The sequence below is a fragment of the Williamsia limnetica genome (assembly GCF_003217475.1).
GTDB lineage: Bacteria > Actinomycetota > Actinomycetes > Mycobacteriales > Mycobacteriaceae > Williamsia > Williamsia limnetica.
In genome coordinates, this window is the sequence record NZ_QJSP01000012.1 from 15,900 (window position 1) to 30,002 (window position 14,103).

The window sequence follows — 14,103 nt, forward strand, 5'->3', positions numbered from 1 at the left end:
CGCACGGTCGCCGCGTAAGGTGTAGCGGGTGAAGCTGATTCCCGACGCCATGCGTGGACCCATGTACCGGGTCTACGAACGTCGGCTGACGCACTACCTGGACCCGGCGAGAAACCCGCGGCACATCGCCATCATCTGCGACGGCAACCGCCGGTGGGCCCGCGCGGCCGGGTTCGAGGACGTCAATCACGGTCATCGGGTCGGGGCGCAGAAGATCGCCGAGGTGCTGCGGTGGTGTAGCGAGCTGGGCATCGAGACGGTGACGGTGTACCTGCTCTCCACCGAGAACCTGAGCCGTGACTCCGATGAGTTGGGTGCTCTGCTCGAAATCGTTCCGGACATCGTCGAGGAGATCTCTGCACCGGGTCAGCCCTGGCGGGTGAACATCGTCGGGGCGTTGGACCAACTGCCGGATCACGTGTCGGCGCGGTTGAAGGCTGCCCAGCAGCAGTCCTCCGGGCGCACCGGGCCCAATGTGAACGTGGCCGTGGGATACGGCGGACGGCAGGAGATCGTCGACTCGGTGCGTACCCTGCTCGCCGATCGGATCGCAGCCGGCGACTCGCCGGATGAGCTGGTCGATGCGGTGAGCGTGGAAGCCATCGACCAGAACCTCTACACCAGAGGGCAGCCCGACCCCGATCTGGTCATCAGGACGTCGGGCGAGCAACGCCTTTCGGGGTTTCTGCTCTGGCAGAGTGCGTACTCGGAGATCTGGTTCACCGACGCCTACTGGCCCGCGTTCCGGCGCGTCGACTTCCTGCGCGCGCTGCGTGACTATGCCGCCCGCAGTCGACGTTTCGGTAAATAGCCGACGCGTCAGATCTTGCGCAAGCGGACCCGGTTGATCGCATGATCGGCGTCCTTGCGCAGTACGAGCGTGGCGCGTGGGCGCGTGGGCAGGATGTTCTCGACGAGGTTGGGGCGATTGATGCCGTTCCAGATGTCGCGGGCAGCCAACGTCGCCTGGTCGTCGGTCAGAGACGAGTAGTGGTGGAAATGTGACTGCGGATTCGCGAAAGCCGTTGTGCGCATGGCGAGGAACCGGGTGATGTACCAGTCTTCGATGTCTTCGATGCGGGCGTCGACGTAGATCGAGAAATCGAAGAGATCCGACACCATCAGCCTGGAGCCGGTCTGTAGGACGTTGAGACCTTCGACGATCAAGATGTCCGGTTGTTGCACGTGATGCTGGGTGCCGCGAACGATGTCGTAGGACACGTGGGAGTACACCGGCGCAGACACATCACGTGCTCCCGACTTCACCTCGGTCACGAAACGGAGCAACGCCCTGCGGTCGTAGGATTCGGGGAATCCCTTGCGGTGCATGATGCCCCGACGTTCGAGTTCGGCGGTCGGATAGAGGAAGCCGTCGGTGGTGACGAGGTCGACCTTGGGGTGACTCTCCCAGCGGGCCAACAGGGCCTGCAGCACACGGGCTGTGGTCGATTTGCCGACCGCGACGCTGCCTGCCACCCCGATGATGAACGGCACCTGTCGTTCGGGCTGGCGTTCCCCGAGGAAGGTCGAGGTCGCGGCAAACAGTCGCTGCCGGGCGGCGACCTGCAGATGGATCAGACGAGACAGCGGCAGGTAGACGTCCGCGACCTCGGTGAGGTCGATCTGTTCGCCGAGCCCGCGCAATTCCCGCAGTTCGCTCTCGGTGAGCACCATGGGCATGGACTGGCGCAGGCCACGCCACTGCCTGCGGTCGAGTTCGATGTACGGGCTCGGCTCGGTCATCCGTGACATGTCAACACTCGATCCGTGCGGCCCCTGGCATGCATTCAGTCTTACGAACGGGTCTGGACGAGGAAACGTCGGGGTGGTTTCGGTAGCGTTTACGCACATGAACACCGCTGCGCTCGTCGAGCAGTATCTACGACTCGGATTGGCCTTCGACCGCCTCGAACCCGGATTCGTCGATGCCTTCACCGGCGACCTGGCGCTGCGACGCGAGGTCGAGAACGCTCCGGCACCCGATCCGAGAGCACTTGCCCGGCAGGCGGCTTCGTTGCGCACCGAACTCCCGGGTGCAGGACTCGACGAGACCCGGGCGGAGTTCCTCGATTCCGCGCTGCGTGCACTCGAGTGCTCGGCCCGCAAATTTGCGGGGGACGACATCGGATTCGTCGACGAAGTCCGCAACTACTTCGACGTCGACATCGAGATGGGCGACCCGGAGCTCTACCGACAGGCCCACTCCGACCTCGACGCCCTGCTCCCGGGCGCAGGCGACCTATCGGACCGGTACGCCGCCCACCGTCGATCCGAGGAGATCCCGCGGGACAAGGTCGCAGAGGCGGTGTCCGCGTTCAGCGGGGCGCTGCGCGAAAAGGTCCGCGGCGCGTACCCGCTGCCCGCGGCCGAGATCGTCGAGTTCGAGGTCGTCTCGGACAAGCCGTGGTCGGGTTTCAACTACTACCTCGGCGACTACCGGTCGCGGGTCGCGATCAACGGCGATCTCACGCAATACATGTCGTCGCTGCCCCATCTGATCGCGCACGAGGCGTACCCGGGCCACCACACCGAGCACTGCCGCAAAGAACAGTTCCTGGTCGGCGCGGGGCAACATGAACAGTCCATTTTTCTCGTGAACACACCGCAGTGCCTGATGGCAGAGGGACTCGCCGACCATGCGTTGGTCGCAGCCATCGGCCCGGACTGGGGGGCGTGGGCCCAGGACATCTACGCCGATCTGGGGTTGCGATTCGACGGCCAGCGCGCCGAAGCGATCGCCGCGGCCACCGGGGGACTGCTCGGGGTCCGGCAGGACGCCGCGCTGTTGCTGCACGATCGGGGCGGTGATCAGGACTCGGTGGCCGCGTACCTGCAGAGGTGGCTGCTCGCGACCGACGAACGTGCGCGGCAGATGCTGCGCTTCCTGTCGTCGCCCCTGTGGCGCGCGTACATCAGCACGTACGTCGAGGGGTACCGACTGCTGGGGAGCTGGCTCGACGCCGCGCCGACGCCTGAACGGCTGGCGCGTTTCGGTCGACTGCTCGATGAGCCCCTCACACCCGCTGGCCTGCGGGCCGAGCTGGCAGGGGATTAACCCGGGCACGGGCAGGTCTCCTACACTGGCGGTTGCCGAATCTACCGCGCCGCGAGCGTCTAAGGAGACACATGACCGACGTCAACACCGCATCCCTGGCTGAGCTGGACCCGGATGTGGCGGCCGCGATGAATGGGGAGTTGACTCGGCAGCGCGACACCCTCGAGATGATCGCCTCCGAGAACTTCGTGCCGCGGGCAGTGCTGCAGGCCCAGGGCAGTGTCCTGACGAACAAGTATGCCGAGGGTTATCCCGGACGTCGCTACTACGGTGGTTGCGAATACGTCGACGTCGTCGAGGACATCGCTCGCAATCGCGCCAAGGAACTCTTCGGCGCGGAGTTCGCCAACGTGCAGCCACATTCGGGCGCACAGGCAAACGCGGCCGTGCTGGCCGCCCTCATGGAGCCGGGGGAGACCCTCCTCGGCCTGGATCTGGCACACGGCGGCCACCTGACCCACGGCATGCGGCTCAACTTCTCGGGCAAGCTCTACGAGAACGCTTTCTACGGTGTCAGCAAAGAAGACTTCCGTGTCGACATGGACGACGTCCGCAAGATCGCCCTCGACACCAAGCCGAAGGTGATCGTCGCCGGTTGGTCGGCCTACCCGCGCACACTCGACTTCGAGGCGTTCCGCTCCATCGCGGACGAGGTCGGGGCCCACCTGTGGGTCGACATGGCGCACTTCGCCGGGTTGGTCGCCGCGGGCCTGCACCCCTCGCCGGTGCCGTACGCGGATGTGGTCTCGACAACCGTCCACAAAACCCTCGGCGGACCCCGTTCCGGACTGATCCTGGCCAAGAAAGAATGGGCCAAGAAGCTCAATTCGGCAGTCTTCCCGGGTCAACAGGGCGGTCCGCTCATGCATGTCATCGCCGCCAAGGCCGTGGCGCTCAAGATCGCAGGCTCCGAGGAGTTCAAGGAGCGCCAGCAGCGCACCCTCGACGGTGCCCGCATCTTGGCGGAGCGCCTGAACGGCGACGACGTTTCGAAGGCTGGGGTATCGGTCCTGACCGGTGGCACCGACGTCCACCTGGTCCTGGTCGACCTGCGGAACAGCGACCTCGACGGCCAGCAGGGCGAAGACCTGCTCCACCAGGTGGGTATCACCGTCAACCGCAACGCGGTGCCCTTCGACCCGCGTCCGCCGATGGTCACCTCGGGTCTGCGTATCGGTACGCCGGCACTGGCCACCCGCGGATTCGGCGAAGAGCAGTTCCGTGAGGTCGCCGACATCATCGGCACCGCGCTGGCCGCCGGTCAGTCCGCGGACGTCTCGGCGCTGCGGGCCCGGGTTTCGCAACTCGCGCTCGACTTCCCGCTCTATGAGGGCCTCGAGCAGTGGGGACTGCTGAGCACTACGCAGTAGGCGGTTTCACATATGCGGGGTCGACCTCTACGCTGTCCGGGTGAATGATCTGACCCAGGACGAGTTGCTCTACGCCTTGGAAAAGGCGATCCCGGAAATCATGGAAGACCACTACGCAGCCGCGTCACCGTGGAATCCGCATGATTGGGTGCCGTGGGCCGACGGCCGCAACTTCGCATTCCTGGGCGGGGAGGACTTCGATCCCGACCAGCCCCGGCCGTTGCCCGAGGACGTCACGTCGGCGTTGCTCGCGCTGCTGCTGACCAAGGACAACATGCCGTCCTACCACCGGCTGATGGCCCAGAAGGCCTCGATCTTCGGTGCCTGGCAGGAGGTCATCGGCTCCTGGACCGCCGAGGACAACAGGCACGCCATCGCGCTGCGCGACTACCTGGTGGTCGCACGGCTCATGGACCCGGAGGTCGCGGAGACCCTGCGTCTGCATCACATGACCAAGGGCAAGCTGCAAACCCCGCGTTCGCTCACCGACTATCAGATCCTCGACGTCCTGGCGTTGTTGGCCGTTCATGAACTGCAGTGCGTCGCCTTCGAGGAGAAGCTCATCGCCGGGTCCGACAGCGAGGTGCTCGAGGGCATCGTCAGCAGGATCCTGCACGACGATCGAGTCCAGGCCAAGACGTTCACCGCCTTCATCAACGCCGGGATCGACGCCAACGTCACCGAAGCCCTCAAGTCGGTCGACAAAGCGTTGGCCGAACTGGAACTGATAGGCGCGGATGTGGAGAACTTCGGTCAACTGGACGCGATCGCGGAGTTCAACGCGGACGCTGCGGGGTTTGTTGCCCGCGCACTGGTCGAGGACCTGAAGCTGCAATCCCTCGATGGTCTCGACGAGGCCAGCGAAGCCGCCAGGCAACGAGTGCTGGCCGCCGCGGGGCTGTAGAACTCAGCTCCCGGAGGACGCCGCGACGGATGCCACCGTTGCGGCAGTGATCGCAGCTGTCGCCGCGGCGATGGCATCGGCGACCGCCTTTGCCGCCCAGTCGCCCTCCGCGATCGCCTTCGCACGCTTCTTGAGTTCTCGCCGGGGAACCTCGTCGGTGTCGACTGCCATATGCGCGCGGTTGATGCTCGAGAGCAGGGCGATCAGTCCACCGGTCCTGTCGTCGGGCGGGTTACCGTGCACGAGGACCGCGGTGATGTCGCGGCGTAGGTCGAGCTTGTGGCTGCGATTCACCGCAGGCCAGGTGGTATGGGGAAACGCCCCCAAGATGCGATCGGATCGGCGTTCGACGAAGCTCATCTTGGCCAGACGTGTACCGAGCTCGTCCTTGAGTCCCTTTCCGAGACGACCGAGCAGGCTCTGAGCAGGACGCTCCTTCTCCGCGACGATGCCGACGGCGCGACTCAAGACGGGGTCGGTGGCGGCCTCCGCCCGCGCGACCCTGACTTTCGCCGCGGTCCATTTGCTCGGCTTGCTTCCGATGGCGATAGCCTCGATGAGGGCGAGTTCCATCAGGATCGCCCCGCCGAGAACCGTGGGTACCGGCACGGATGCCGGGGTCGTGCCCTTGTCGTCGTCGAGAAGCAGCAACAGCAGGTCTTCGGCGATGAGGGTGCTCATACCTGTCGACGATAGCAACTGCGAGCAGGGCAAAAGGCCGCAAAAATACCACCAGTCGCCACGTCGAACAGTTAACCGATTATTCACGGACACGCGCCACTTCCGCCCTGCCGACACGCCGCATGCGGCGTACTTTGGCGTGTGACGGGCCGCGGGGAAGTGGTTCGTCCGGGAGGTTCGATCGTTGACTTGCTCACGTGAGTGCGAGAGGGCCGGTACCGGCCCTTGTGGAGGCGGCAGCTCTGCCGACTACACCGGAACCGACCGGTCCAGCAACACCAGCCTGTGTGGTGCCACCAGGCATAGGAGCCCTTCGTGACCACAAGCGATGCTCGTACCTACGTCCTCGACACGTCCGTATTGCTGTCCGACCCCTGGGCGGCAACACGTTTCGCCGAACACCATGTGATTCTCCCACTGGTGGTCATCGGCGAACTCGAGGGTAAACGTCACCATCACGAACTGGGTTGGTTCGCTCGCGAAGCCTTGCGGATGCTCGACGATCTGCGGCTGGAGCACGGTCGGCTCGACCGGGAGATCCCGATCGGGGATGTCGGTGGAACAGTTCAGGTGGAGCTCAATCACACCGACCCCGCGGTACTGCCGGCGGGCTTCCGGACAGATACCAACGATTCCCGAATCCTCGCCTGCGCCTTAAACCTTCGCGCCGAGGGCAAAGACGTGATCTTGGTGTCGAAGGACACGCCGCTGCGTATCAAGGCGGGTGCGGTCGGCCTGGCGGCAGACGAATACCACGCTCAGGACGTGGTGACCTCGGGCTGGTCGGGAATGGCAGAGCTCGAATGCGATTCTCGGGCGATCGACACACTCTTCGCCGAAGGCGTCGTCGACTTGGATGGGGCACGGGACATGCCCTGCCACACAGGAATCCGACTGTTGGGCGGGGGTTCCAGTGCGCTCGGCCGCGTCAATCCGCAGAAGCAGGTGCAGTTGGTGCGTGGTGACCGTGAGGTCTTCGGGCTCCGGGGTCGTAGCGCGGAGCAGCGAGTCGCACTCGACCTGCTCCTCGACGACAGTGTCGGTATCGTGTCCATGGGCGGCAAGGCCGGCACCGGCAAATCGGCACTGGCCCTGTGTGCCGGTCTCGAAGCGGTGTTGGAACGCCGCACCCAGCGCAAGGTCGTGGTGTTCAGGCCGCTGTATGCCGTTGGGGGACAAGAACTCGGCTATCTCCCGGGCAGCGAGTCCGAGAAGATGGGGCCGTGGGCACAGGCCGTCTTCGACACTCTCGAAGGGTTGGCGTCGACCGAGGTCATCGAAGAAGTTCTCAGCCGCGGAATGCTCGAAGTGTTGCCACTGACCCACATTCGCGGGCGATCACTGCATGATTCGTTTGTGATCGTCGACGAGGCGCAGTCGCTCGAGCGCAACGTACTGCTGACCGTCTTGTCGCGGCTCGGTTCGGGGTCACGCGTGGTGCTCACGCACGACGTCGCGCAACGCGACAACCTCCGCGTCGGGCGTCATGACGGTGTTGCCGCGGTGATCGAAAAGCTGAAGGGGCACCCTCTTTTCGCGCATGTGACCCTCACGCGAAGCGAGCGCTCGCCGATCGCGGCGCTCGTCACCGAAATGTTGGAGGAGTTCGCACCGAGCGGGATGTAGCGCCTCACCCACCCTGAGATCGCCCGTTTCAAGGTCGTGGAGGGCAATATGCCCTTCTCGGCACCTCAGGGGACGATCTCAGGGCGGGTCGGTATCAGCAATCCGCGGGCCAGATGGGAACATTCGGATCGCTGACGGTGTCGAGTACCTTGCCGTACCGGTTAGGGTAGCCGGGCAGCGCGTTGCAGACGGACGATTTTCCCTGTCCGACAACCACATAGGTCGCGTAGATGAGATTTCCTTGATTGTCGACGGGTCGCAAAGACGGACACGAACGGTCGGTCCGCAGGTACTGTGCGCCCGGGTTCTTCTGCAGCGCAGCGGCGATCACGTCGCGATTGGTCGCCGGATCGGTCGCGTTCTCCACGATGACGATGCCGATCCCGTCGCACGTCGGAGTGCTGATGGGCGTGGCCAATCCGAGGTCGGCGGGATTGGGTGCGGGCGCTGGCAGTGAACTGGTAGGCGGTGTGGCTGGCGCGGGCGTCTGGCTCAGTGGCAGTTCCTCGATGGCACCGGGGCCGATCGAACCCGGGGCCGGCGTCGGTTGGGTCGACCCCGACTGTGCCGCGCGCAGATCGGAGTCGTCCTCCTTCGGCCAGAACGTGACACCCGCGACGACTCCGAGCGCTGCCACTGTGATGACGGCAAGCAGCCCGAGGATCCATGGTGTACGTGAGGGGCGAGCCGGTGGTTGCGATTCGTGCTGGTAGCTCGGTGGCGCAGTGGGCGGCGGTGTGGAGGCGAACTGGGTCGGAGTGTTCTGTTGGGGGTCGGGCTGTGCGTCTGTGTTGGGTCTGGTGGTGGGAAGGCCGAGCAGGGTCGGTGCGTGTGACGCGTGGTCGTCTTTCGTCGAATCCGGGCCTGACGGCGGGGCCGGTTGTACCGGCGGGAGCTCCAAGGCAGCGCCGAGCTCGCTCGCGAATTGGGCGCACGTCTGTTGGCGCTGGGCCGGATCCGCTGCGAGGGCGCGATTGATCACCTGTGCCGCGGCGGGAGGCAGGTCGCGGCCGGCTCCGGGAGGCGCGCCCGTCAACAATGCTCCGGCGGTGGCGCCGAGCGCGTATACGTCAGCACGCGCGTCCACCGGCTGCCCGCGAAGTTGTTCCGGAGCCGCATAGGCGAGTGTTCCTACTGCCAGGCCTGTTTGAGTGATGTCGCCGACGTCGCCGATGGACCGGGCGATCCCGAAGTCCGTCAGCATGACCCGGTGTGGGGTGGCGTCGGTGAGCATGATGTTGCCGGGCTTCACGTCGCGATGGAGCAGGCCCTTGGCGTGCGCGTGATCGAGCGCCGCGGCGACCTCGGTGACGATTTGCAGCGCCAGATCCGGACGAACGCCCTTGGGGTATACCGCGAGTAGTTCCGCGGCATCGGTACCGGGGACGAAATCCATGCTGATCCACAGGCGGCCTTCGAACTCGCCGCGGTCGTGTACCGCCACGATGTTCGGATGCCAGAGTTTTGCCGAGAGATCGGCTTCGCGGACGAAGCGGCGGCGATAGTCGTCGTCGGAGGTGGCACTCGACCCGGGAAGGGAGGCGGGCAAGATCTTGAGGGCGTCTGACCGGGGAAGGCGTGGGTGCTGGGCCAGGTACACCTCACCCATACCGCCGGCGCCGAGTTGACGTTCGATTCGATAGCCGGCAAAGACGCTGCCCGGAGCGAGCGGCATGAAAGACCCCCGAAACTAGTGGAATATGCCAGCAGTGATGTGACGTACGTCGACGACCCCGCCGGCCTTGATCAGAATAGTGCAGCACTGTGACCGCTCCGATACGTAGTACGCCTTACGGCGCTGACATAATTTTGTGGTGCTGAAGTTGTCTATGAGGCGTATGTGGCTGATGTTTGCATTGGCTGCGCTCGTCTGTGCCGCGACCGTGATGGTTGCCCCTGTCCCCGCCCGAGCCGATATGACGACCCCATCGTCGTTTCCGACGTCGACGCAGATGATCACGGTGACCGCGGAGTCGGTCTCAGACACCACCGCGACGCTGACCGCCTGGAATCGCGACTCGTCGGGAGCCTGGGTGAGTGTCATCGGGCCGACCGAGGCGTACCTCGGATCCGAAGGTCTCGGCGTCCCCCGCGACAACGTCTGGCGTACACCGATGGGTACGTTCGCGCTGGATCAGGCCTTCGGCAATCAGCCGAATCCGGGCACCAAGATGTCGTACTTCCAGGCCGACGATCAGGACTGGTGGGACGCGCTGCCCGGATCGCCGACCTACAACAGTCATGTACGGCAAGCGGAAAATCCGGGCGGCGACAGCGAACACATTCTCTCGACCGGAGAGATCTACGACTACGTCGTCAACATCGCCCACAACCCGCAGCGCGTCCAGGGCTATGCCGCAGGCATCTTCCTCCATGTCAGCAATGGCGAACCGACCTGGGGTTGCGTCGCCATCGACCGCGACGTCATGCGCGAGATCGTGCAGTGGCTCGACCCGGCCAAGCAACCGGTGATCAGTATCGGCCTCGCTTGACCCCAAACCCCGAAATTGGGTCGTTCTGGCGAACATGAGGCCAGGCCGGCGTCGCCAGAACGACCCATCATCGGGAGCGGCGCTTGAGTTCGAAACCCACCACCCGCTGGTTGTCGTAGTCCTCGCGGGCGGCTGTGGCCATCTCGACCTGGGCGCGGGCCTGGTCGTTGACCGGAGTGTCGGGGTCGAGCACACTCAGGTACTTCCGGTGGGCAGCGAGTGATTGCACCGCTGTCTCCACGTGGTCACCGACCTCTTCGACGTGCGTGGCCTCCGGACTGTTCTCGAACAGCCACCGAGGTTTGTCGTCGAGGGCGTCATAGGCCTGCAGGACGGCGGCGGCGAACTCGATGTGATCGGACTGGTTCGGCATGTCCGGGCCCCACCCCGGGCCGCCGTACATCGAGACGATCACCTGCGGTCGCACGCGCTCGATCACCTCGGTGACCGCCGCGCGGAGTTCGACGGTGTTCATGATCGCGGAATCGGGGAAGCCCCAGAACTCGATCGACGCGACACCGACGATCCGGGCAGATTCGCGCTGCTCGATCTCCCGTGCAGGACCTGCCTCGGCCGGGGCCATGCCCTCGATACCGGCCTCGCCGCGGGAGGCCAGCGCGTACGCCACGGATTTACCCGCGGTTGTCCACTTCGCCACCGCCGCCGCGACACCGTATTCGGGATCATCGGGATGCGGCACCAGGACCAGAGCGGTCTGCCAGTCGGTCGGGAACGGGATCAACACCGCCCCACGATACCGATTTCGGTGGCTTCCGGCGAGCAAAAGCCCAGGTCGGGCTCACCAAAAGCCACCAAAATCGGGAGGCTGGCAGTTACCGCTCGCGGTCGAGGTTGGCCATCTTCAAGACATCGAGGCGCTTGTCGAGCTCTTCTTCGGAGAGTTTGTCGCCGATCAGGCCACGGTCGAGAACCGTCTGGCGGATGGTCTTCTTTTCTTTGAGGGCCTGCTTCGCGACGGCAGCCGCTTCTTCGTAGCCGATCGCGCTGTTGAGCGGGGTGACGATCGACGGCGACGACTCGGCGAGCTCTCGGAGATGGTCTTCGTTGGCGACGAGTCCCGAGATGCACCGATCCGCGAACAGTCGCGAGACGTTGGCCAGCAACTTGACCGACTCGAGGACGTTGCGCGCCATCATGGGGATGTAGACGTTGAGTTCGAACGCGCCGTTGCCACCGCCCCAGGTGACCGCAGCGTCGTTACCGATGACCTGGGCGGCTACCTGGGTAACCGCTTCGGGCAGAACCGGATTGACCTTGCCGGGCATGATCGATGATCCCGGTTGCAGGTCTGGGAGTGCGATCTCGCCGAGGCCGGTGAGCGGGCCCGACCCCATCCAGCGGACGTCGTTTGCGATCTTGGTGAGCGACACAGCGACCGTCTTGAGCGCGCCGGACAATTCGACCAATCCGTCCCGGGCGGCCTGTGCCTCGAAGTTGTCCTTGGCCAACGCGAGTTCGTCGACGCCGGTCAGCTTGATGAGTTCCGCGACGACCTTGGTGCCGAAGCCGTCCGGCGCGTTGAGGCCGGTGCCGACTGCGGTGCCGCCGATCGGCAGCTCGCCGACGCGGGGGAGGGTGGCGGTGACGCGTTCGACACCCGCTTCGATCTGGCGGGCGTAGCCGCCGAACTCTTGACCGAGGGTCACCGGTACCGCGTCCATCAGGTGGGTGCGGCCGGACTTCACGACGGTGCGCCACGCAGTCGACTTCTCCGCCAACGCCTTGTGCAGGTGCTCGAGCGCCGGGATCAGATCGGTGACGGCGGCCTCCGTGGCCGCCACGTGGGTGGCGGTCGGGAAGGTGTCGTTCGACGACTGCGACATGTTGACGTGATCGTTGGGATGTAGCTCTACCCCGGCGGCCTTGGCAATCGAGGCGATGACCTCATTGGCGTTCATGTTGGAGCTGGTGCCCGAACCGGTTTGGAACACGTCGATGGGGAACTGATCGTCGTGCTTGCCGTCGGCGATCTCGGTGGCCGCGGCGATGATCGCATCGGCCTTGTCGCCGTCGAGCAGTCCGAGGTCCTTGTTCACCTGGGCGCACGCCGCCTTCAGCAGGCCCATCGCGCGGATCTGCGTCTTCTCGAGCGGGCGGTGGCTGATGGGGAAGTTCTCCACGGCACGTTGTGTCTGTGCGCGCCACAGGGCGTCGATCGGCACCCGGACCTCGCCCATGGTGTCGTGCTCGATGCGATAGGACTGCTCACTCAATGTTCAGCGCTCCTTGGATCGGATCCTGACGCCACTCAGCGGAACGCTGACAGCGCCGCCGGGATCGGTGAAAAAGTCGTTGCCCTTGTCGTCGACGACGATGAAGGCCGGAAAATCCTCGACCTCGATCTTCCACACGGCTTCCATGCCGAGTTCAGGGTATTCGATGATCTCTTGGCTCTTGATGCAGTCCAGGGCCAGGCGGGCTGCGGGACCACCGATGGACCCGAGGTAGAAGCCGCCGTGACCCTGACAGGCGTTCGTGACCTGCTTGGAGCGATTCCCCTTGGCCAGCATGACCATTGACCCACCCGCAGCTTGGAACTGTTCGACGTAGCTGTCCATCCGACCTGCCGTGGTCGGGCCGAACGACCCGGACGCCATGCCCTCGGGGGTCTTGGCGGGTCCGGCGTAGTAGACGGGATGGTCGCGCAGGTAGTCGGGCATCGGCTCGCCGGCGTCGAGGCGCTCCTTGATCTTGGCGTGCGCGATGTCGCGGGCAACCACCAAAGGTCCCGTCAGCGACAGCCGGGTCTTGACGGGGTATTGCGACAGCTGCGCGAGGATTTCGCTCATCGGACGGTTGAGATCGACCTCGACCACCTCACCACTGGCGATGTCCTCGGCCACGCCGGCGGCCGGCATGTACTTCGCCGGGTCGGTCTCGAGCTGCTCGAGAAACACGCCGTCGGCGGTGATCTTGCCGAGCGCTTGCCGGTCCGCGGAACAGGAGACCGCGATGGCCACCGGGCACGATGCTCCGTGGCGGGGAAGGCGGACCACGCGGACGTCGTGGCAGAAGTACTTACCGCCGAACTGGGCGCCGATCCCGAAGGACTGGGTCAGCTTGAAGACCTCATCCTCCAATTCGAGGTCCCGGAAGCCGTGCGCCGCCATCGCCCCCGACGTGGGGAGATTGTCGAGGTAGTGGGCGGAGGCGTACTTGGCGGTCTTCAGCGCGAACTCGGCGGAGGTCCCGCCGATGACGACGGCGAGGTGATACGGCGGGCAGGCCGCGGTGCCCAGTGAGCGGATCTTCTCGTCGAGGAACTTCAGCATCCCGGCGGGGTTCAGGATCGCCTTGGTCTCCTGGAACAGGAACGACTTGTTCGCGCTACCGCCGCCCTTGGCCATGAACAGGAACTTGTATTCGGGACCTTTCGGTCCTTGCTCGGTGGCGTAGATCTCCACCTGCGCAGGCAGGTTGGTGCCGGTGTTCTTCTCGTCGTAGGTGGTCAGCGGCGCGAGCTGTGAATACCGGAGATTGAGCTGGGTGTACGCGTCGTACACGCCCCGCGAGATGGCCTGTGCGTCGTCAGCGCCGGTCAGGACACCTTCACTCTTCTTGCCCATCACGATCGCGGTGCCGGTGTCCTGACACATGGGCAGCACACCACCGGCCGAGATGTTGACGTTCTTGAGCAGATCCAGCGCGACGAAGCGATCGTTGCCCGAGGACTCGGGGTCGTCGATGATCTTGCGCAGCTGCGCGAGGTGAGCCGGCCGCAGGTAGTGGCTGATGTCGTGCATCGCCTCTGCGGTGAGCGTCCTGATGGCTTCCGGATCGACCTTGAGAAAGCGCTGCCCGTCCACCTCGAACGTCGACACCCCCTCCGAGGTGATCAGTCGGTAGGGGGTGTTGTCGCCGACGGTGGGGAGCAGATCTGAGTAGAGAAACTCTGGGGCTGAAGCTTGTTCACTCACGCGCAGCATCGTATCGCTGCGGTGTGCGGCGCCTCGT

Annotated in this window: 13 protein-coding genes; 6 read left to right on the forward strand and 7 right to left on the reverse strand. The window is 65.0% G+C overall.

Annotated features, from left to right (window positions below; translation table 11 throughout):
* Positions 1–28 precede the first annotated feature (28 nt).
* Positions 29–811, forward strand: coding sequence for an isoprenyl transferase (locus tag DFR67_RS19710; protein ID WP_110471215.1), 783 nt, complete (start codon positions 29–31; stop codon positions 809–811).
* An 8-nt stretch (positions 812–819) separates the two neighbouring features.
* Here the strand turns inward: DFR67_RS19710 and coaA are convergent, their stop codons facing one another.
* Entirely contained in the window at positions 820–1,752 is a 933-nt protein-coding gene (coaA, locus tag DFR67_RS19715) for a type I pantothenate kinase (protein ID WP_110471216.1), read from the reverse strand.
* 97 nt (positions 1,753–1,849) lie between these two features.
* On the opposite strand from coaA, the gene DFR67_RS19720 reads away from it, so the two are divergent.
* The 3 genes from DFR67_RS19720 (at position 1,850) to DFR67_RS19730 (ending at position 5,329) form a co-directional block, all read left to right on the forward strand.
* Positions 1,850–3,055, forward strand: a complete 1,206-nt coding sequence (locus tag DFR67_RS19720; RefSeq protein ID WP_110471217.1) for a DUF885 domain-containing protein — start codon at positions 1,850–1,852, stop codon at positions 3,053–3,055.
* Positions 3,056–3,126: 71 nt separating this feature from the next.
* A complete protein-coding gene (gene glyA, locus DFR67_RS19725) occupies positions 3,127–4,425 on the forward strand; it encodes a serine hydroxymethyltransferase (protein WP_110471218.1) in 1,299 nt (432 codons plus the stop codon).
* A gap of 40 nt (positions 4,426–4,465) precedes the next feature.
* Positions 4,466–5,329, forward strand: a complete 864-nt coding sequence (locus tag DFR67_RS19730) for an acyl-ACP desaturase (RefSeq protein ID WP_110471219.1) — start codon at positions 4,466–4,468, stop codon at positions 5,327–5,329.
* A gap of 3 nt (positions 5,330–5,332) precedes the next feature.
* On the opposite strand, the gene DFR67_RS19735 is transcribed toward DFR67_RS19730, so the two are convergent.
* Complete coding sequence (locus DFR67_RS19735; RefSeq protein ID WP_110471220.1) at positions 5,333–6,010, reverse strand: GOLPH3/VPS74 family protein; 678 nt, start codon at positions 6,008–6,010, stop codon at positions 5,333–5,335.
* A gap of 315 nt (positions 6,011–6,325) precedes the next feature.
* Between DFR67_RS19735 and phoH2 the strand changes: the two genes are divergently transcribed.
* Positions 6,326–7,636: an RNA 5'-3' helicase PhoH2 gene (gene phoH2, locus DFR67_RS19740; protein ID WP_110471221.1), complete on the forward strand. Its 1,311-nt coding sequence runs from the start codon at positions 6,326–6,328 to the stop codon at positions 7,634–7,636.
* 94 nt (positions 7,637–7,730) lie between these two features.
* Here the strand turns inward: phoH2 and DFR67_RS31405 are convergent, their stop codons facing one another.
* Together DFR67_RS31405 and DFR67_RS31505 are read right to left on the reverse strand one after the other, a co-directional pair.
* Positions 7,731–9,311, reverse strand: coding sequence for a serine/threonine-protein kinase (locus tag DFR67_RS31405; RefSeq protein WP_110471222.1), 1,581 nt, complete (start codon positions 9,309–9,311; stop codon positions 7,731–7,733).
* Positions 9,312–9,326: 15 nt separating this feature from the next.
* Complete coding sequence (locus DFR67_RS31505; RefSeq protein WP_342766744.1) at positions 9,327–9,680, reverse strand: hypothetical protein; 354 nt, start codon at positions 9,678–9,680, stop codon at positions 9,327–9,329.
* Between DFR67_RS31505 and DFR67_RS19750 the strand changes: the two genes are divergently transcribed.
* Positions 9,670–10,128 (forward strand): L,D-transpeptidase family protein, encoded by a 459-nt coding sequence (locus DFR67_RS19750; protein ID WP_342766745.1) that lies wholly within the window; start codon positions 9,670–9,672, stop codon positions 10,126–10,128. The genes DFR67_RS31505 and DFR67_RS19750 overlap by 11 nt on opposite strands.
* A 67-nt stretch (positions 10,129–10,195) precedes the next feature.
* Here DFR67_RS19750 and DFR67_RS19755 read toward each other — a convergent pair whose 3' ends face one another.
* From DFR67_RS19755 to DFR67_RS19765, 3 genes are all read right to left on the reverse strand, one after another.
* Positions 10,196–10,873: a PIG-L deacetylase family protein gene (locus tag DFR67_RS19755; protein WP_245938051.1), complete on the reverse strand. Its 678-nt coding sequence runs from the start codon at positions 10,871–10,873 to the stop codon at positions 10,196–10,198.
* An 88-nt stretch (positions 10,874–10,961) separates the two neighbouring features.
* Positions 10,962–12,362 carry a class II fumarate hydratase gene (locus DFR67_RS19760; RefSeq protein WP_110471224.1) on the reverse strand — a complete coding sequence of 467 codons (1,401 nt, stop codon included), beginning with the start codon at positions 12,360–12,362 and terminating at the stop codon, positions 10,962–10,964.
* Positions 12,363–12,365: 3 nt separating this feature from the next.
* A complete protein-coding gene (locus tag DFR67_RS19765; RefSeq protein ID WP_245938052.1) occupies positions 12,366–14,075 on the reverse strand; it encodes a fumarate hydratase in 1,710 nt (569 codons plus the stop codon).
* Positions 14,076–14,103 lie beyond the last annotated feature (28 nt).

Coding starts and splice junctions, on each gene's coding strand:
- DFR67_RS19735 (WP_110471220.1), bottom strand. CDS start 6,010: ATGAGCACCCTCATCGCCGAAGACCTGCTGTTGCTGCTTCTCGACGAC.
- DFR67_RS19765 (WP_245938052.1), bottom strand. CDS start 14,075: ATGCTGCGCGTGAGTGAACAAGCTTCAGCCCCAGAGTTTCTCTACTCA.
- DFR67_RS31505 (WP_342766744.1), bottom strand. CDS start 9,680: ATGACACTCACCCAGGCTCCCGACGAGTCGCGATTCCAGGCGGTCAGC.
- DFR67_RS19720 (WP_110471217.1), top strand. CDS start 1,850: ATGAACACCGCTGCGCTCGTCGAGCAGTATCTACGACTCGGATTGGCC.
- glyA (WP_110471218.1), top strand. CDS start 3,127: ATGACCGACGTCAACACCGCATCCCTGGCTGAGCTGGACCCGGATGTG.
- DFR67_RS31405 (WP_110471222.1), bottom strand. CDS start 9,311: ATGCCGCTCGCTCCGGGCAGCGTCTTTGCCGGCTATCGAATCGAACGT.
- coaA (WP_110471216.1), bottom strand. CDS start 1,752: ATGTCACGGATGACCGAGCCGAGCCCGTACATCGAACTCGACCGCAGG.